Source organism: Arthrobacter sp. 05T420, from assembly GCF_056396305.1.
In genome coordinates this window covers 118972-136995 of the sequence record NZ_JBFTLG010000007.1, presented here as the reverse complement: position 1 = coordinate 136995, position 18024 = coordinate 118972, and the positions used below count along the sequence as shown (strand labels likewise).

Sequence of the window (18024 nt, the reverse complement as noted above, 5' to 3'; positions counted from 1 at the left end):
GCAACACCGCTGACGATGATCATCCGAACTCCCCCGCCGCGAAAACCAACGCAAGCGCCGCGCTGACTCCCGCAGACCTCCGATGACGGCTATCCAACACGGCGACCCCGGCCATACTCGCGGCGTGGACCACATCCACACTGCCTCCGACAAGGTGGGCAGAGCGCCCGCCGCGGACAGTCAGCACCGCCTGAACCAGGTGCCGTGCGCCCAGAATCCGGATCACCACGCGGGTCCTGCCATCCGGCATCTCACCCAGTAGCAGGCCGGAAACATAATCCGGTGCCAACAGCTCGCACATCCCGTACGCCGCCCGGACCAATTCCAGCGGCTTCACCGGTTCGCCGACCGCAAAAGCGCGCGGCCCGCGACGGCCACGGAGGCGAGGAGCCCGGCTGCGGCCGCGCCCACCGCTGCATAGTGCTGGGAGGCCCACAGCTGCGCGCTGCGGTTGGAGGCCCTGGAATCAAAAATACCGCGCGTCCCGAAATCCTTCCGTTTGTCGGCAGGTTCCCAGAGATTCTTGGGCTGGTCGGGATGGCGGGGTTCCGCGGTCTGCTGGGCGTTGAAGCCTGTCTTGGCCAGGTAGCGGTCGAGCAGGCCTGGGGCGACGGCGTTCGCGATGAGTGTCCCCGCAGTGCTGCCGCCGACCCAGTACTCCCGACGCTGTGGATGCTCCGCCGCGTACACGACCGCCCGGGCGGCCAGCTCCGGCTGGTAAATCGGCGGCACGGGCTGCGCCTGTCGCGGAAGGCGGGACAGGACCCAGGAAAACTGGGGCGTGTTGACCGCCGGCATTTGCACCATCGTGGTGTGGATCCCGCTCGACTCATGCAGCAGTTCACACCGCAGCGATTCATTGAAACCCTGGATAGCATGTTTCGCGCCGCAGTAGGCGGTTTGCAACGGGATGCCCCGGTAGGCCAGGGCCGAGCCGACCTGCACTATGACGCCGCGGTTTCGCGGCCGCATGCGCTTCAAGGCCGACATGGTTCCGTAGACGTAACCGAGGTAGCTGACCTCGGTCACGCGTGCGAACTCAGCTGCGGAAATTTCCGAAAAGGGGGAGAAAACCGAAGTGAAGGCAACGTTGACCCAGACGTCGATGGGCCCCAACTCGCGCTCAATTCGCTCGGCGGCAGCATCCACAGCATCGGCGTCGGCGACATCGACGCTCAAAGTCCACGCGCGGCCGCCGGCGGCCTCCACCTCCTGCGCGGCCCCGGCCAGACCTGCCTCGCCACGGGCAAGCAAGGCAACGGTGGCGCCTTGACGGCCAAAGGCAACCGCCGATGCGCGCCCGATTCCGCCACTGGATCCGGTAATAGCGACGATACGCCGGGCCTTGTCCATGAGGGTGACTCCTTAGAGTGTCAGCAATCGCGTCAGCTTCCCGCCCTTCCTGCACGGGCGCCGAGCCGGGTCCCCCACTAAGTCTTCAATCTAACGGGAATCATTGCGTAACCGCAACAGTATGCAGGCTTATGGATCTCAGGAAAATACCTGACTGTGGCGGCCCTTGGGTCGTTCTGGTCGACATGGCCCTTCCGCATGCTGGCGACTCTGCACTATTGCAAAGCATGCGTCACGACCAGGAACCCCGGATCAACCGTTATCCAGATACTCCTGGAGAGGGTTCCGTGGACGACCGATTCGGCACGAGTGGAGCTCCGCAGGCCCGTGTCGTCAGGTGGCCATAGAGCCCGCCTGCGGGAACTCGGATGTAGGTGGTGCCGTCGCGGAGCACGGCCCAGAGAAGGTTGAGGCGGCGCCGGGCCAGGGAGAGCATGGTCTGGGTGTGGGTCTTGCCTTCGGCGCGCTTTCGGTCGTAGTAGGTCCGGGAGGCGGGCTGCTCTTCAGGGCCGAGAGATCCGACCTGTAGAAAACCCGCAGGAGCTGCCGGTCGTAGCCGCGGGGCGGTGGAGGTTGCCGGGGCTCCTGCCGGAGTCCCGCGGGGGTCCGGTGTTTGGTCCGGATCACGGCCGGTGTGAAGCGGGGCGGCCGGGCTCCAACGCCCCACCCGGTCGAACCACAAATCGGGAATTTCCTGTCTCCGGAGCAACGACCGTGGCCTGCACTCCGGCTCCCAAGCTCGGAGATCGCCGCGGCAACGGCTTCCGCCAAGGCAAAAAGACCCCGGCCCCTCGCGGACCCTTCGGACGACGGTCAACGCGAGAGAGTCTTGAGCGGTTCGTAACTTGCGGCGGTGATGGCGTGGAAGTGGTTATGGCATGAGTGTCAACGCCGACGACAAACCGACGGAATTGCGCCACGATAGACACACCTGCCCCTTGTCTCGTCCCCGTTTCGCGGATAACCAGGCCGCGTTCGGTCGGACCCAGTCCGGTAGAGGTGACTCGGAACAGCACCGTCCCAACCCCGCCGCACGGGCTTCCGGGTCAAGTTACCGGGCGGCGAGCAAGTACCGTCGATGCCCGCGGACGGGCAAATTCGAAGGGCAGTTGGACCCAACATGACAGAAAGGAACCCCCATGAGCCCCGACTCGCGCAACGCGGGCACACCCAAGACCGGGCCACTTAACACCGACCCCGTTGAACAGGCTCCGAGCGCCAAAGATCCGGCGGCGGATGAGAAGGTGCAGCTCCAGCTGGCCATTTTCGAAGTCACGCAGGTCGCCCGGGGCAAGAGCCTGGGTGAGATCCAGCAGATGCTCTTGGCTGCGTTCTCGCGCCGCGGGGTGGAACCCCCGCCCGGCATCTGGCTGGACTCGGTGGCTTCGGCGGCCTATTACGGTGAGCCCTACATCGTTGACCTCCCCGCCGCGGTGGCAGCGGACGGCGTAATGCCCGCTCCGAATGAGAAAGTGCGGCGCAGGCTTGCCTCACGTCGGCGTCTCCGACAGCAGAGGCTTCCGGCCGGTATCTTCCCCTCCTCTGCCGAATGGGAGGTGACGGACAACGAGGTCACAGGTGGCAGCACCGGCCAGCCCGCACACGGGTTTCCCCGTGCCGTCACCGGGCGGCTGGGTGGACCGGGCACGGCCTTGGCCGCGGCCGTGCTGATCGTGGCCGCCGTAGTTGCCGTGCGCGCCGTGAGCGCGGTTCGCCAGGAGCGTGCAGGCAGTCGGTCGGGCCGCCCCGGGTAACCGAGGGGCAACGACGCGGTCCTGACGAGAGCACCGAACAAGAAGAACGAACAAGCTTTTCAAGGATCTGCGGGGTGACAAAATAGCGCTGCGAAAAGACCGCCATTTATCGCTGCGAGTCACAAGCCAGCACCTGCACGGAACGTAGCGGCGCGTTCCTGGGCACGGTGATCGACCGGCATACGGACAGCTGGTTCAGGGAAAATGAAGGGGTTTATCCTCAGTCGATGGAGCGATTTGAGAAACGGTTGATAACAGTTCGCCAGGGGAATGTCCGCCCGACCGGCTCGTGGCTTTATGTGTGGGTTGATACTGCTGATGGCGCGATGGCGTACGTCGGCGCCACCGGCTTTGACCCTGAGCTGCGATAGAACAACCGTGGGAGGTGGGAAGGATGATCCTCAACGTCGACCTGGCCAGAGAGATACCGATCTATCAGCAGCTCCGGGACCAGATCGTGGAGGCGATCGCCGAAGGCGCGCTGACCGAGGGCAGCACCTTGCCGGCCACCAGGACGGTCGCGGCCGACTTCGGCATCAACTTCCACACCGTGAACAAGGCCTACGACCTCCTGCGCCAGGAAGGCCTGATCCGGCTCAACCGCAAGACCGGTGCGGTGGTGACCCCGACGGTCGCGGATCCGCCGTTCCCCGCAGAGTGGACCGCGAGGGCTCGGACCCTGCTTGCCGAGGCCTTGGCCAGAGGCCTGCCGGCCGACGAGGTTCTCGCGACCTGCCGGGCGATAGTCGAGTCATTTGATGCCAAGAAGCCAGAGGACACGCCATGACCGTTGCCATCATCCTGAGCTCCGCGGTGCTGGCACTCGCGCTCGTAATCGCCCTGGCGCTGCCCTCGATCACCAGCCCCGCCGTGCCCTTCGGGGTCCGGGTACCGCCCCAGCATGCCGGGGACCCGACGGTGGTCCGGCAGACCAGCATCTAACGCTGGCGGGTACTCCTCGGTGGAATCGCCACCGCCGCGGCCGGCGTGCTCATCTTCGCCGTGACCGGCGCAACGTTGGTGTTGCCGCTGTCGGTGCTGGTGCTCGAGGGCGTCTGGTACGGCTGCTTCTTCCTGGCCAACCACGAGATCCGGGCCGCCAAGGCCGCCGGGGGCTGGTACCGGGGCCTGCACCAGGGCATCGCGGTGGACACCGAACTGCGGACCAATCCACCGCGGTTTCCCTGGCTCTGGCTGGCCCCGGCACTGATCATCACGGCCGCCACGGTAGTGATCGGCGTGATCAGCTACCCATCGATGCCCGAAGTTCTCGCGGTCCACTACGACGCGAACGGGGTGCCCAACCGCGTGGTCGCCAAGTCGGTCGGCGCCGCCTTCTCACTGGTGTTCGTGCAGATCGGCATGACCGCGCTGCTCGCCGGTATAGCAGCGGCCATCGTCCGCAGCCGGCCCGATCTCAACCCGGCACACCCCGTTACCTCAGCGCGCTGGTACCGCCATTACATGTCACTGGGTGCCGAGGCCCTGCTCGGGCTGACCGCGATGATCGACCTGGGAATGCTGGGATCATCGCTGCTGATGTGGACCGGGACGGTCACACCGTGGGCGCCGCTGGTAATCGTCCTCCCGATCCTGACCGCCGCCGTGGTGGCCGTCGTCATCCTGGCCAGGAACAGCCGGGAGCGGAACGACGCCGAGGAAGACACCGGCCTGATCCACCGGGACGATGACAAGCACTGGCGCGGTGGCCTGTTCTACATCAACCGCGAAGACCATGCGCTGGTCGTTCCGCGCCGGTTCGGTCTGGGATGGACGCTAACTTCGGCAATCCCAGGGCAGCGATGCTTCTGGCCGGTGCGGCCGCGCTGATCGGCCTGGCGGTCAGCCTCCGTTTTGGCGGCTGACCCAGACCATAGCGTCGCGAGTGGACTTGCGTCCCTCCCCAATGTCTATCGGTAACGGCGAAAGCCCCTGCCTCGAGAGGCTTTCCCATGTGCCGGGTGTGCGGGCGGGGCGGCGTTCACAGGCCGCCTGACCAGGGTCCCGGCGCGCCCCCGGCGACCCTCATGGAGCCAACTGCCGTCTGCTCGCAGCAACGGTGGCGGACGTTCGGGACCCGTGTCCTGCATGCCCGGCGTACGCCTAAAGACTTGATGCCTCATTCCCTCCGGACGAAGGGCACGACTGTGACTGTGTGGGCCCACCGCCATTGGGATCAGGATGTCGCGAGCCGAGCCTCGGGAATCGTCGGTTCGAATAGTTCGATCGGATTGCCCGAGGGGTCTTCGATCAGTACCTGATTTCCGCCCATGCCCGTCACGATGTCATTGCGGAACTGCACGCCTGCGTCGCGGAGGGTCCGCACGGTTGCCGCGAGGTCAGACACCTCCAGCGCGAATCGATTCCACCCGCCCGGCGCGGGCCTGGTGCCGTCGGGCATGCTCTGCCCTCCTCCGCCCTGGCCGCTCGGAGCGCTGAGCAGCAGCCGCAAATCACCGCGCTCGAGCATGGCAAAAGGCGGGGCCGGATGCATGACGAGCGTGAATGCCAAATGTTCGCGGTAAAAATTGATGGATGTATCGACATCATCGACGATGTAGCGCACGCTTACGGTGGCCATAAGGAGACCTCCTTGCTCTGCACTCAGGAATACGCGCCACCTCGCGGCCTGTCAACGCGCCGAATATCAGACACGCCTACGATCGTTCGGGGCAGGACATGAAGGCAGTGGTTGTCGGGGCGGGCATAGCGGGCCTCGTCGCGGCCCGCCAGCTCGGCTTGGCCGGCTGGGACGTCGAGCTTCTCGAGAAATCGGCCGCTCCGCGTCCCGATGGCTACATGATGGACTTCTTCGGTCCGGGAGTCGAGGCTGCGGAAAGAATCGGCCTCTACCCGCGGCTCGCAGAGGTGGCCTACCATGTCGAGGCAGCCGAGTATGTGGACGCAGAAGGCCGCCCGACGTCCAGCCTCGACTACGACCAGTTCGCCCGGCTTGCCGGCGGGAAGGTCCTGAGCCTGCTGCGCCCCGACATGGAGTGCGCAGCCCTCGCCGCGCTCGACGACGTGGCCCCGGGCCGGGTGCAGGTCCGCTACGGGATGCCCGTTTCCCTGGTGTGGAATGATGAGGACGGCGTGCGGGTCGCCGTCGATGACTCGCCGGACGTGACGATCTCCGCGGACGTCCTCGTGGGCGCTGACGGCATCCATTCCGGAGTGCGCGCCCGGGTCTTCGGGCCCGAAGAGGAGTACTTGCGCCCCTTGGGCATGCGTGCTGCCGCATTCATCGTGACCGAACCGATCCTGAATGCAAGCTTCCGGAACAGGTTCGTCCTCAGCGACAGCATCGACCGGATGGTCGGGCTCTACAGCCTCCGCTCGGACGAGGTGGCGGCATTCATGGTCTACCGGGACGCCACAGGCGCACCACGGCACCTGCGGCCCGGGAGCCCGCGGGAGCGGCTGCGCCGCGAGTTCGCCGGACTCGGCCACGCGGTCGACCGGCTGCTGGACTTGTGCCCCGAGCATCCCTACGACGATGTCGTCGCACAGATCGCCATGCCGGGCTGGCAGAGGGAGCGGACCGTTCTCGTGGGGGACGCCTGCGGGGCCGTATCGCTCCTCGCGGGCCAGGGCGGCTCGCTCGCCATCGCCGGTGCCGCGCTACTGGGGGACATCCTTGGACCCGTGGCCTCACCCGAGGGGATCAGTTCGGCCCTCACCGAGTTCGAGCGACGCTGGCGACCCGTGGTCGAGGAGGCTCAAGCCGCCGGGAGACGCACCGCGTCATCGTTCCTCCCCGCGAACCGGACCCAGCGCCTCCTGCGCCGGTGGACCATACGGGCAACCCATCTGCCAGGAATCGACCGACTGGTGGCCCGCCAGATCGTGGGCAGAATTGCAAAATAAGCCCGACCCACGCCATCCCCAGTGACCATTAGTGGAAGCCGCATGAAAGACCCGCACAACACCCTGGGAATCCGAAGGACACCCTGATGTCAGCAGGCAACGACCTGAACAGCGCGGTGACGTGGTCTCTGATTCTCGAAGGCGGCGGCACGCGGCTGATCCTCATTCACGAAGGGTTCGACCCGCAGGCGCATAGTCACGTGAGAGCTCACCGCCTCATGGCCGGCGGCTGGCGCGGACAGATACTCAAGAAGCTGACGGAAACGCTGCGCAGACCGAGGAGTGGGTATCCGCCAGTCCGGGGTAGTCGAACCTGACGACATGGCCTGCCATTGTGATTATACGCCCGCCCGGGCCGAGCCGGCGCCTTTGAACCGGAGGAGCAAATCTCCCTGCGACGCCCATCTCTCAGAATCCTTAATCGCCTATGTTTCGGCCGTCCTTTTCGTTTCGGTCGCCGGAGGTGTCTCTCCGCCTGCCCGGCCCGGAGGCGTGGATTCCTGCAGCCTGATGCGCGCATGGAGGACGTCGCCGATGAACCAGTCGTAGAGCAGCACGCCGATCACTGCGCCGATGAAAGGCCCGACGATCGGCACCCAGAAATACCAGCTGAAGGCCCCGTCCACGGTGCCCGGCAGCGCCGTCTGCCCCCATCCGGCCAGCCAGGCAAACAGCCGTGGCCCGAAGTCACGGGCCGGGTTGATGGCATAGCCGGCGTTCGCGCCGATCGACATGCCGATGGCTGCAACGGCCAGCCCGATCATGAACGGACCCAGGTTCGCCTGGACCGCGGTATTGCGCATGTCGATGATGGCCACCACGAACATGAGGAGGAAGGCCGTGCCGACAATCTGGTCGACCAGCGGCCCCACGGGGCTGCCGTTGAAGTAGGGTGCGGGGAAGGTGGCGAAAATGGAGTAGCTGGCAAGCCCCTTCGGATCTGCACGCCCGGTCCCGACGGCCTGGTTATAGGCATCGATGGCGTCGTGATACAGCAGGTACACCATCGCGGCGCCGACGAAGGCGCCCAGAACCTGGGCGACGATATACGGACCCACTTTGCCCCAGGGAAATTTACGCCGGACTGCGAACGCCAGGGTCACTGCCGGATTGATGTGTGCGCCGCTGACGCCACCGGCAACGTAGATGGCCATCGTCACCGCCAGTGCCCATCCCCAGGTGATCAACAGCCAGTCCCCGGCGGCCAGGAAGATCGTCGTCGATGTAGCGGCCCGGCCGGATCCCGGCAAAGCGGCGACTGCCATGGCCACAACGCCGTCGCCGAAAGAGATCAGCACAAAAGTGCCGAGAAACTCTGCAAGAAGTTCACCCCAAGTGCCGCCCAACTGCTTAAGGCCGCTGCCATGACGGACTGCATTTCTGAGTGGACTGATATCGCTCATCGCGAGTGCCTCCTCGAGTCATCTGATCTACCTACCGAAATTGACAACCCCAGTAGATTTATGCTACGCCAATAGTGTCCGTAGGCAACGGTCTAAGATCTATCCGCCGTGGGCAGCACCTCGGGCCCGCCCCTCCCGTCCCGTCCCGGCAAGCCCCAGCAGGCCCGGAGGCGGATTCTGTCGGGGAGCGCGGCCCACGGTGGGCTTGGATTGCGCCGCAAAGACGCGGATTTCGTTTGGGAAAGGCACCACCATGTCCGACGACAGCAGCATTGAAGACACCCCCGATGAGGCAGGCCCGGAGAAGAAGCCGGAAGAACCAGACCTGCGCGGCCGGTACGTCGAAGGCAACTACGGCAAGGCCGGAGCGCAAAGCGGCCGCCATGCGGACGACGAGGAAGGCCAATACATCGAAGGGGACTACGGGGCGGCCGGCAGCGAAGGCGGACTGCCCGAACCCCTCGGAGACAAGGCAAAGGAATCGGGACGCTACGTGAAAGCCAACTTCGGCGACGCCGGGTCGACACCGGGCCGCACCGCTGAATCTGAAATCGGTCAGTATCCAGAGGGCAACTACGGAGCAAGCGGTTCCGTGGATCCCGTCCGCAAACCGCGCACCAAGACCGACACCGATACGGACACCGGCACCGGCACCGGCACCGGGACAGATAAACAGGAATAGTCCGGCACCTGCACCCCGCAGAACAGGCCGGGAGCGCCGTCGACCACCAGTAGTGAAACCCCCAGGCTGACGCAATATTCGGTGCCGCTGTAAACGGCACTGCTGGTCACTGACTACCCGGTCAGCAGCCCGGGTGAGAAGCCGGCCGACCGCTCACCCGAGGCGCGGCGCATTCTTTGCCTAGCCGATTCCAGAGGGAGGGCGTGGCCGGCAGCAACGCGTGACCCGCCGGTGCTTGAGTCAGCCACGAATTGAGGCACGCCTGCTCTTCCGGGGAGCGCGGGAGCTGACCTTTACCGTCCCTCACGGGCAGAATGAACGACATCGTTAATCCCGGCACGATAACGCAGAACCCTGCCCTCGAACGTGCCAGGGCGACACAGAACCGTGCAAACGACAGCTGACGCGCGCCTCCTAAACAACGCAGCCGGCGCCGCCCCAAACAAGGAACGAGCACACGGCGGGCAAGCCTCCCCCACACCCGTAGCTCCGTTGGCAGAGCAGTGAACTCTTAATCCTCGGGACGAGGGTTCAAAGCCCACAGGCGCACCCCAGGACCCCCACCGCATCACGCGCCCCCGGCGCGGAGGCAGCCCGGGCGAGTTCCAACGGCACCCGGGCCAACCATCACCGCACCCGCCTATCGGAGGGAACCCGCTGCGGCATATCAATACCTATGGCCGGGCAAGAGTAACGGTAAGAGTCCTATGGCCCTGAAACTACAAATGCCTGGCCAGCTTTCGGTCGGCCGCCCATGCCTTACCGGACCTTGGCATGCCTTCAGTCGCTTCGTTCATGTTCGCCACGGATAGCGGCCAGGCGGTGGTGACGGCCTTATCCGTCCATGTCCCCGTGCGCCCCTTCAGCGAGCCGCCGTTAAGCCTCGAACTTGGCGGCCGTCCCGGACACCACTGAGGCTCTCCGGGTCCATCAGGTTTGGAGAGCCCGCGGAATCTCCGCTCCGGACTCTTAAGTGCTGCTCTGTTGAGGACGCCTGACTCTCAGCCCGGTCCGGGCCGCAGTAAGGGCGGCGGCAAGCCGGGCGGCGTCCGTTGCCCGCTTCTGGTCCGTAGGTGGCACGGTGCCGGCCTCGCCGGTGCAATTCAACAGTGCTGCAGTGACTTCGGGGATCAGGTCCGGGAATTGGCTGGACCGGTAGCCTCCGTAGGAGGGGTTTTCGGAGTGGTCGAGGGTTGCGGTGACAAGCAGGGCGGCCTGCGTCCTGGTCGCGGTGCCGAGTTTCGTCAGGATGGTCGAGACCATGTTCTTCACGGTTTTTTCTGCCAGAAACATCTCCTTGCTGATTTGGCGGTTGCTCAGTCCTTTCCCCAGGCCGATCGCGGCAGTCATTTCCTGTTTCGTGAGGGTCAGGAGATTCTCATCCGGGCGCTGTGGCTGGAGCAGGAAGAACGGGGCCACGATCGCCGGATAAAAGCGGCCGCTGTACGCGGTGTGCCCGGCCAGGGCCCGTCGGATGAGCCTGAGCTGTTCGCTGCCCTCATCGTCTTTGGACAGGCATCCCCACGCGCCGGCCAGAATGGCGTCGATCAGCACGGTCTCGCCGCCCTCCTCGGTCATCAGCACACACCGGATCCGCGGGTCCGCCACGGCAACGGCACGGCACACCTCGGCACCGGAACCGTCCGGAAGGTCATCATCAATAATGACCAGCTCCGGGCGAAGGGCAGGAATCCGCCGGACCGCTTCGCGCGCGGATCCGGATTCCCCGGCGATGCCGAGACCATCGAACTCCAGCAGCTGGCGCAACCCCCGCCTCACGACCTCGTGATCGTCCAGCAGGTATACGCCCCGACCGACAAAAGCGGTGCACGGACGGCGTTCCGGGTCAGCCATCATTGCTCCGTTCCCTAGCCCCAGGGTGTCAGTCGGGTATCTCCATTTGGAACCCGCAGCTGCAGCGCAGCACCCTGGTGCGCAGGTACACCTCCAGGGGGCCTTCACCGGTCAGTTCCGTTGAGAGCGTGGCATGGATGCTGCGCTGCTGGGATCCGGCCATTGTCATCGGTTCCCCGCAATGGAGGTAGTTGCCGCCGAACTGCAGCACCCCGGATCGTTGGCCCGGCCGGTTCAGGACCACAGCAACATCCCCCACCGAGGCGGTGTGGGCGTAAAAGAAGTCACATTCAACGCAGGTGTACGCGACGTCGACCAGCCCCATGCGCGGTGGCCGGAGGGTGTCGATGGATTCGATGATCAGGTACTCATCCGTCTGGCATTGAGCGCACCAGAGCCGCTGCCCCTGGGACCAGCTGGACGGCCCCGGTTTGCTCGGATGGGAAACGGTAGACATGACAGACTCCTTTGTCCGGGAAAGCTGGCCCACATCCAGCGGCCCCGCTTCACTCGTCGTGCCCCCGTGAATCAGGCTAACTCCCGGTCCTGACACTGACAAGGAACCGGCCAGCCGAGGGGGCCATCCCTGCACCGCCGCCCGCTGGGTCAGCCCACCCGTCCGGAACCGCGGGACGAGCCAGGCTCCGGGGCCCACTTGGAACCGTTGACCGATGCAAACCATTGCCCCCTGTAAATTCACCCACCGGACCAGGCCTTTGTCATTGCTTGCTGCCAGGTTCCAGGGACAAGGGAACGCCCTCAAGGCCCCTGCAGACACTCACGTCCGCTCCATGATGCGCCTCGAAGTCAAGGCGTATGCTCCGGTTGACAGTCGCAGCCCGGCATCTTAAATTTTCTATGTACCCGAAGCCGGGACGGTTTTGCTTCACCCCTTGATAGCTGTGCCAGTTGAGCGGCTACGCCGCGGACGCAGGAGGCCAAGATGTTGAAGTCACCGCTACACGAATTCGTCAATGACTGCATCGCCCGGAACCAGGACGCTGACGGACTCACCCAGGAAGAGCTGTACGGTCTATACCTCAGCTGGTGCTCCCTCCGGAGAACCACACCCGCTCCAGCCAGAAGTTTCAGAGCCGGGCTGCGCGCAGCGAACATCCAGCCCGACCACCCGGGCGGCCTGTGCACCGGGCTGGCGATGATTGGCCCCGCGGCCTGCGATTACATCGTCCACCGGGAACTTCCCCTCGCACCGCTCCCCCAGGGATTCCAAACCAAGGGTGCCGACGCCGACCGGACCACCCCGATCGGCCGGGGACCGGCGAAAGAAAACGGCCCGGCATCGGCTCCGGCTGCCTAGACCCCGGTCCGGTTCCTCGATCCGTGGGGGAACGCTTGCGCTCCCAGGCGTTGCAAAATTGTGCCTTTTGCCCAGAAAGATCGTGTGCGACGATGCGGTCATGAACGAACACACCGAACCCGGGCCGGCACAACGTGCCGCCGCGTGGACGCGCCGCGAGGACCTGACCACACACCAGATGCGCACCATCGGGCAACGGCGCGCTGCCGCTGAGGAAAAGCTCGCACGCCATCTCAAGGAAGCACACCACCTGGCCGGAGAACACCCTCCGGCCACGGAAAAATCTCCTGACGTATAACCGGCCACATCAGCTCCGCCCTACGCCGTGCTGGACCGGTCAGGCGCCGGGTGCGGGCGGCACGGGGACCCGAACCGAACCTGCCCGATCCCTTTAAGGGAACGCCTCGTGCCAAAATACGCAGACCAGCCAGGGCGCAGAATCAGCATTTCCATCCGCAGACAAACAAGGGAGACTCTCATGTTGCTTTGGATAGCCATCATTATCGCTGTTCTCTGGCTTCTCGGCCTGCTCGGAGGCATCGGCGGTGGGCTCATTCACCTGCTTCTGGTAATTGCCGTGGTCGTCCTGATCTTCCACTTCCTCCGCGGCAGGTCCCGCGTGTAGTCCCGCGTGTGAATAGGAACTATGTTCCCGCCGCCGCCGAGTTGTCGGACAGACCACAGGTGCCGGAAGAGCGTCCAGCGTCAACAACGGTCGTTTGACTAGTCGCCTTGAAGTGGCTTCCAAGGGCCTCTGACCGCCGAGGGAGTAAGCATGAGAACTCGGGTATCCGATCACAGCCGGCAACTCTCCCGTATTCTCTCAATCCCGAACAATTCGCTGTTGTGAGACCGCCTTTTGTTGGACGGCATTTCGAGACAGCGGCGGCCCTTGTGGTGCCGGGAACTCCTGAGGCCCTCTGCGAGCCGCCGCGTGTCTCATCAATCGATCGTTTTATGAGAACGGTCCGCTGCGTCATTCACCAGACTGATTGCCACAGCGCAGCAGAGTGAGGACGCTCTAGGTTCGATCGGGTAGGCGAGCCGCCAAGGGCCCTAAACCGCACTCCCCCCGCCACTGCAGCGGTACCCGCGTCGTGCGTACAGGAGCCGGTCGCTGATGACCCCGAACCCGTCGGTGTTCAGCAGCAGGGCACGCAGCTCCGGGTGCATGTAGTCGTTGCCGTCCACGAAAATGAAGACCATTCCCAGCACTTCGGCGTGGGAACTGCCCATCGACCGCTGGATCGACATTGACGTCAACGACGCCAATAGCAAGGCCTCAGCGTGCCTGGGCTATGACGCAGCAGTCCCCCGCGGAGCCCTGCCGGTCCGATTAGCATGGGGCGTGACTACTGTGGGGGCATCGGCGTCGGGACCAGCGCGCATTCTGGTTATCCAGCCCACAGGGCCCACACTCTCAAGACAACGAGATTTCATGCCATAAGTCATGCCATAGTTCCCATTGGATGCACCATCGTCTCATGGGCCAGATGTGACGCCACACACACAACAGGCAGAAATGCCTACTGAGCAACAGGAGTCTGGGTTGGTGACAAAATATACCGTTCTGCATGACTAAACACAGTCCATCAATCGGATAGGTCAATTGCTAGGCAAATAGACCGGTCAATGCAGATATCCACAGGCAGGCCAGCTAATTACCCAACAGTTTTTATAGCGTGACTTAACATCGGGGCATTCCACAGGAAAACTCACAGAACATCCAATGGGATCAACAACGCCTGGAACAGCGTTAGATACAACAAGCTGTCCAATCGAAGGGATAGCCGGACCGCCAACGAAATGACCAATAGGGGTTCACATGTGCTGCACCGCAGGCGTTCCCACCAGACTTTGTGTGATCCATCTTGCGCGTGTCACTGCCATGATTCCCGGGTGACTTCACATAGCGTTGAAAGCAGAGCACTACATGCCCCACCACGTAGGAGAGACTACCGGCCGATGGCACGATCAATAACAGCCCCAGCAAGCCCGAAAACACGCCAAACACAGGCAATCGACCGGGTCGTATCTCTGGCGAACGGTAAAGGAGGGGTAGGGAAAACCACCACTGCCGCCAACGTCGGCGGCTACGTCGCACTGGCCGGCTCCCGTGTGCTGATGGTTGATCTTGACCCGCAGGGGGATCTGGCCCGCGACCTAGGCTACGAACGGCAGACCGGCCGCGAACTGTTCCAGGCACTCATCGCCGGCACCGAGCCAATGATCCTTCGGGACGTCCGGGAAAACCTCGACGTCATCCCCGGCGGCCAGGACCTTGAAGACATCCAGGGACTCATGGTCTCCCGCTCGAGCCGTTCCGACGCCGGCGACTTTGGAGACATGCTGTACGCCGTCCTAGCGCCGCTGGCCGACGACTACGACCTGATCCTGATCGACACACCACCGGGGGAGCGGATCCTCGTTGAGGGTGCCTTCGCCATCTCCAGCGCTGTCGTCATCCCCACTCGCTCCGACGACGCAAGCATCGACGGTGTTGAACGCATCGCCCGGCGCTTCCTGGCCGTGCGGGACCGGAACCCTTCACTGCAGCTGGCCGGCATCGTCCTGTTCAGTGTCGGCCCGCGCTCGTTGCGCCTGGAACGCAGCGTTCGCGACACCCTTGAAGAGATGCTCGGAACGGTCGCCCCGGTCTTTGAGACCCGCATCCGTAACTTGGAAAGCGCCAGCGCCGACGCGCGCCGCAAGGGCCTCCTCTTCCACGAGCTCGAAGGTGCCGTGACCGAGGCCCAGAAGAACCGGCTCAAGGCGCTGCGCTCGGGACAGAAGCCGGAAGCGGGGTTCTTTTCGCGCAACGCCGGCGGACTGGCTGAAGAATACGAACAACTGACCGGCGAGATCCTTGCCCGGCTGAACGAGATCGAAAGCGGTGACCAGGCATGAGCGGCCGACAGAGCCTGGCAGAAGCCTTCACGCCCGTCACACCGGCTCGCGGGGCAAAGCTGGAGGGCTTGCTGGCACCCCGGCGGGGGAAGGGCACACAGGCGCCGGAACGCACTGCTCCCCAGGAGCCGGTGCAGGAGCCCGCTGTAAAGGTGGCCGTGGAGGCACCCGTCGACACTGTTTCGCAGGTGGTTCAGGAAGCTGAGGATGCCCAGGAGCCGGCAGCTGCTCCTGTGGTTGCGCCCGCACCGGCCGGCGTCGCCTCCGAACCAGTCGAAAACGAACCGGCAAAGCCAAAGCCGGAAGGGGAGCCGAATCTGGCACCGGAGGCCGCACCGCGCCCCTCCGCCAGACAGGCTCCCGCAGCGAAGCCAGCGCAGAAGGCGTCAGAGACCGTACCGGGCGGCTTGCGCAACGTCGGGGTCTACCTGCCTCCTCCGCTGCTCTCTGACGTCAAGGACGCCGTGTACCGGGACCGGACCACATACGCCGACCTGCTCATCGACGCCTTTGAGTCCGTAGCCAACGAGCAGATCGCGAGCCAGTTCGCGACAGAGACCGTGCTCACCAGCTCCGGCATGCCGCGCCGCGCGCCGCGGCGTCGAGGGGAAGCCGGCATCCAAATCCAGCTGCGCCTCGACGGGGTGCAGATCGCCTGGCTCGACGAGAAAGTCCAGGAGTTTGACGCACCGTCGCGGAGCGCGCTCGTCTCAGCCGTCTTCAAGCTTCATCTCGACCAGACAACAGCTCCGGACGCAGGGTAGTGAGGGCGCGTGGAATCCGACTTGACCATCGTGCGTGACTCAAGGGCCTGACGTCCCATAGGTTTTATGGCGTGGCTTATGGCACGAAATCTTGGTCCGGCCCGGATGCCGGCCGTTCACACCGGGGGAGTGGGGCCACTCCAAAACAGGGGAGTGGTGTCCTGCGCGCGTTGAATCTCCCGTCCACATCATCCGGCCCGCGTGAACGCCATGTCCGCCAGGGCCCACTCGTCCGGCGGCCCCTCGAATGCCTCCCACGGATAGTCTTCACCGGGGGAGAGCAATTCGGCGACGGTGTTGACGTTCTTGGACAGCCATTCCTTCCACAGGATGCGTTCGATCCGGTATCGCTGCAGCTGCGCCGCGACAGCTTCCATGACCCCGAAATGCTCGGCGAGGTCCTTCAGCGACGTCGACGGCACCACCGACCAACCGCGCTCCTTCCCGCGGGACACCATGTTCCACGCCGCCATGACCTCAAGTGCTTCATTCACTGCCGTCCTAGACAGCCTGGTCAGCCGGACAATCTCGGCCGTCGACAGGCCGGGGGAGTGCTCCAGCGCTTCGTACACGAAGGCCGCCGGCAGCCCGAGTTCCCTGAAAACAGGCCGAAGTGCGCGGATCTTCCCCTTTCGCCAGCTCAGGTCTTCCGCAGCGGTCCTCACGTCTTCCGGGATGGTCAGCATGTAGAGGTCCCCCTTGGTACCGCGCCCCTGCTCAACCAAAGTCACCAGGGGATCCATCTCGCTCCTGAGCGCCCGCAGATGTGATCCGACCGTAGTGTGGTCCAGACCGGTGGCCACAGCAATGGACCGGTCGCCGAATTCAATGAATCGAGAACCGGTCATGTGGGCTGCCTCCCCCAACGCCCGCAACACCATTCGTCGTGCCAGCCCGGTTCTCGATTCTGTATAGCTGTATTCCCTAAGCCTGAGGGCATTCCGCCAGGTCAGGATGTGCCGGTGCTCTGCAGCGGGATCCGATGAAAGCGGATTCCCTTGTATTAGTGGCCCCTGTGTATTTGGCTGGCTTGTGGGGGATATACGGGCATTGTTCTTTCCCGCCTTCGTTCCGGGGTTTTTGCTCAGGTAGGCGACCGCCTTCAGCCAGTCCCTTCGCAGTGCCGGTGCCCGGTGGCGGGCGGCGTAGCGGGCATAGAAGGACGCCAGGCCCGGCCAGGTCCCCTGCAGCATCCGGCGCTCGACCTCGATGAGTTCCAGGCCGGCGGCCGCGGCGCCGGCGACGATGGCCTGGCGTGCTTCTGAGTCGGAGGCGTACCGGTTCGTGTCGTACAGTCCGGTTTGAGCCATGACTTGCATGGTGCGGGACATCCGCCCGGCCGGGTGCTGGAGGTTCGGGGCTTCCGCGGCCGTGGTCGTGAAGGTGCCCTCGAGGCGGAGTGCCTTGACCGCGGCGATCTCCGCCGCCAGGTCTGTGTTCATGGCTGCCCAGACCGTGGTCGAGTTGGGCCGGCGGGCAACGTCGTAGGCCATCGACAATGACATCGCCAGTTCCTGGTGGCCGCCGCGCTTGTGCGGGGATCCGGGTGTGCGCATGCAGCCATGCAAAAGGTTCTGGTGTGGGGTCTTGTCCAGGCTCCGGTACCGGGTGCCCAGCGCCTCGACAAGATCACGCGCTTCAGAAAAGGTGACCCGCTTCTCGAGCGGGACGTAGACGTGCCGGCCGCCATTGGGGGAGTAGTCCTCAATCCACCGCGCACCGCAGGAATGTAACCAAGTCTGGACAGCGCGGGCATCGGCTTCGACCCAGTCAACACCAGCAACGGACGAGTCAAAGTCAAGGAAAATCGCAGCGCACGTACCGTCCTTGCCGAAAATCCGGACCGCCGCCGGGAGCGTGGGCAGGGTCTCAGTGAGAGTGCGCTCGTGCTTTTGCGGGTACGTCTTGCCTGCGTCCCGAGAGAGGCGAACTCGGGGCTGACCTGCGAGGATAGGCGCCAAGGCAGCCCACGCCTGAGCGGGGCTGTGTGTAGAGGATGGCCCGTGCGACACGCCAGCGCCGTATATGGCTGGCAGCACGCGGGCGTGCTGTTGTACGATGATGCTGTTCCTGTCGAGGGAATGACTAAGGGCCGATCTTGCAGGATCGGTTTTGCAACACA

Annotated in this window: 19 protein-coding genes and 1 pseudogene; 12 read left to right on the top strand and 8 right to left on the bottom strand. The window is 64.4% G+C overall.

Features of this window, described 5'->3' with window-relative positions; all coding sequences use genetic code 11:
• Positions 1-333: 333 nt before the first annotated feature.
• Together AC1DEM_RS09000 and AC1DEM_RS08995 are read right to left on the bottom strand one after the other, a co-directional pair.
• Entirely contained in the window at positions 334-1353 is a 1020-nt protein-coding gene (locus AC1DEM_RS09000) for an SDR family oxidoreductase (RefSeq protein ID WP_476851092.1), read from the bottom strand.
• 370 nt (positions 1354-1723) lie between these two features.
• Positions 1724-1869: pseudogene (locus AC1DEM_RS08995) on the bottom strand (IS110 family transposase); the annotation flags it as partial.
• A 623-nt stretch (positions 1870-2492) separates the two neighbouring features.
• Here AC1DEM_RS08995 and AC1DEM_RS08990 point away from each other — a divergent pair.
• The 4 genes from AC1DEM_RS08990 to AC1DEM_RS08975 all read left to right on the top strand — a co-directional run bounded on the left by AC1DEM_RS08990 (position 2493) and on the right by AC1DEM_RS08975 (position 4937).
• Positions 2493-3107, top strand: a complete 615-nt coding sequence (locus AC1DEM_RS08990) for a hypothetical protein (RefSeq protein WP_476851093.1) — start codon at positions 2493-2495, stop codon at positions 3105-3107.
• 394 nt (positions 3108-3501) lie between these two features.
• The gene (locus AC1DEM_RS08985; RefSeq protein WP_476851094.1) at positions 3502-3894 is read left to right on the top strand and encodes a GntR family transcriptional regulator; all 393 of its coding nucleotides are present in this window, start codon (positions 3502-3504) and stop codon (positions 3892-3894) included.
• Complete coding sequence (locus tag AC1DEM_RS08980; RefSeq protein WP_476851095.1) at positions 3891-4049, top strand: hypothetical protein; 159 nt, start codon at positions 3891-3893, stop codon at positions 4047-4049. The genes AC1DEM_RS08985 and AC1DEM_RS08980 overlap by 4 nt, the downstream gene beginning before the upstream one ends.
• Before the next feature lie 60 nt (positions 4050-4109).
• Positions 4110-4937 carry a DUF1648 domain-containing protein gene (locus AC1DEM_RS08975; protein ID WP_476851096.1) on the top strand — a complete coding sequence of 276 codons (828 nt, stop codon included), beginning with the start codon at positions 4110-4112 and terminating at the stop codon, positions 4935-4937.
• A gap of 346 nt (positions 4938-5283) precedes the next feature.
• On the opposite strand, the gene AC1DEM_RS08970 is transcribed toward AC1DEM_RS08975, so the two are convergent.
• A complete protein-coding gene (locus tag AC1DEM_RS08970) occupies positions 5284-5688 on the bottom strand; it encodes a VOC family protein (RefSeq protein ID WP_476851097.1) in 405 nt (134 codons plus the stop codon).
• A 98-nt stretch (positions 5689-5786) separates the two neighbouring features.
• On the opposite strand from AC1DEM_RS08970, the gene AC1DEM_RS08965 reads away from it, so the two are divergent.
• Positions 5787-6974: an FAD-dependent monooxygenase gene (locus AC1DEM_RS08965; RefSeq protein ID WP_476851098.1), complete on the top strand. Its 1188-nt coding sequence runs from the start codon at positions 5787-5789 to the stop codon at positions 6972-6974.
• Between the two features lie 86 nt (positions 6975-7060).
• Positions 7061-7291: an SRPBCC domain-containing protein gene (locus AC1DEM_RS08960; protein ID WP_476851099.1), complete on the top strand. Its 231-nt coding sequence runs from the start codon at positions 7061-7063 to the stop codon at positions 7289-7291.
• A 108-nt stretch (positions 7292-7399) separates the two neighbouring features.
• Here AC1DEM_RS08960 and AC1DEM_RS08955 read toward each other — a convergent pair whose 3' ends face one another.
• Positions 7400-8377 carry an MIP/aquaporin family protein gene (locus AC1DEM_RS08955; protein ID WP_476851100.1) on the bottom strand — a complete coding sequence of 326 codons (978 nt, stop codon included), beginning with the start codon at positions 8375-8377 and terminating at the stop codon, positions 7400-7402.
• Positions 8378-8630: 253 nt separating this feature from the next.
• Between AC1DEM_RS08955 and AC1DEM_RS08950 the strand changes: the two genes are divergently transcribed.
• Entirely contained in the window at positions 8631-9059 is a 429-nt protein-coding gene (locus tag AC1DEM_RS08950) for a hypothetical protein (protein WP_441410660.1), read from the top strand.
• Positions 9060-10028: 969 nt separating this feature from the next.
• On the opposite strand, the gene AC1DEM_RS08945 is transcribed toward AC1DEM_RS08950, so the two are convergent.
• Complete coding sequence (locus tag AC1DEM_RS08945) at positions 10029-10916, bottom strand: response regulator (RefSeq protein ID WP_476851101.1); 888 nt, start codon at positions 10914-10916, stop codon at positions 10029-10031.
• A 25-nt stretch (positions 10917-10941) separates the two neighbouring features.
• On the bottom strand, positions 10942-11370 hold the full coding sequence (locus AC1DEM_RS08940; RefSeq protein WP_476851102.1) for a hypothetical protein: 429 nt from the start codon (positions 11368-11370) through the stop codon (positions 10942-10944).
• 486 nt (positions 11371-11856) lie between these two features.
• Between AC1DEM_RS08940 and AC1DEM_RS08935 the strand changes: the two genes are divergently transcribed.
• The 3 genes from AC1DEM_RS08935 (at position 11857) to AC1DEM_RS08925 (ending at position 12856) form a co-directional block, all read left to right on the top strand.
• Positions 11857-12231: a hypothetical protein gene (locus AC1DEM_RS08935; RefSeq protein WP_476851103.1), complete on the top strand. Its 375-nt coding sequence runs from the start codon at positions 11857-11859 to the stop codon at positions 12229-12231.
• A gap of 100 nt (positions 12232-12331) precedes the next feature.
• Positions 12332-12529 carry a hypothetical protein gene (locus tag AC1DEM_RS08930; protein WP_476851104.1) on the top strand — a complete coding sequence of 66 codons (198 nt, stop codon included), beginning with the start codon at positions 12332-12334 and terminating at the stop codon, positions 12527-12529.
• Between the two features lie 180 nt (positions 12530-12709).
• The gene (locus AC1DEM_RS08925) at positions 12710-12856 is read left to right on the top strand and encodes a lmo0937 family membrane protein (RefSeq protein ID WP_441410653.1); all 147 of its coding nucleotides are present in this window, start codon (positions 12710-12712) and stop codon (positions 12854-12856) included.
• Positions 12857-13287: 431 nt separating this feature from the next.
• Here the strand turns inward: AC1DEM_RS08925 and AC1DEM_RS08920 are convergent, their stop codons facing one another.
• Positions 13288-13485: a hypothetical protein gene (locus AC1DEM_RS08920; protein WP_476884086.1), complete on the bottom strand. Its 198-nt coding sequence runs from the start codon at positions 13483-13485 to the stop codon at positions 13288-13290.
• A 711-nt stretch (positions 13486-14196) separates the two neighbouring features.
• Here AC1DEM_RS08920 and AC1DEM_RS08915 point away from each other — a divergent pair.
• On the top strand, positions 14197-15138 hold the full coding sequence (locus AC1DEM_RS08915) for a ParA family protein (RefSeq protein ID WP_476884085.1): 942 nt from the start codon (positions 14197-14199) through the stop codon (positions 15136-15138).
• The gene (locus AC1DEM_RS08910; RefSeq protein ID WP_476884084.1) at positions 15135-15902 is read left to right on the top strand and encodes a hypothetical protein; all 768 of its coding nucleotides are present in this window, start codon (positions 15135-15137) and stop codon (positions 15900-15902) included. The genes AC1DEM_RS08915 and AC1DEM_RS08910 overlap by 4 nt, the downstream gene beginning before the upstream one ends.
• Before the next feature lie 188 nt (positions 15903-16090).
• On the opposite strand, the gene AC1DEM_RS08905 is transcribed toward AC1DEM_RS08910, so the two are convergent.
• Positions 16091-17941, bottom strand: a complete 1851-nt coding sequence (locus AC1DEM_RS08905) for a MarR family transcriptional regulator (RefSeq protein WP_476884083.1) — start codon at positions 17939-17941, stop codon at positions 16091-16093.
• Positions 17942-18024 lie beyond the last annotated feature (83 nt).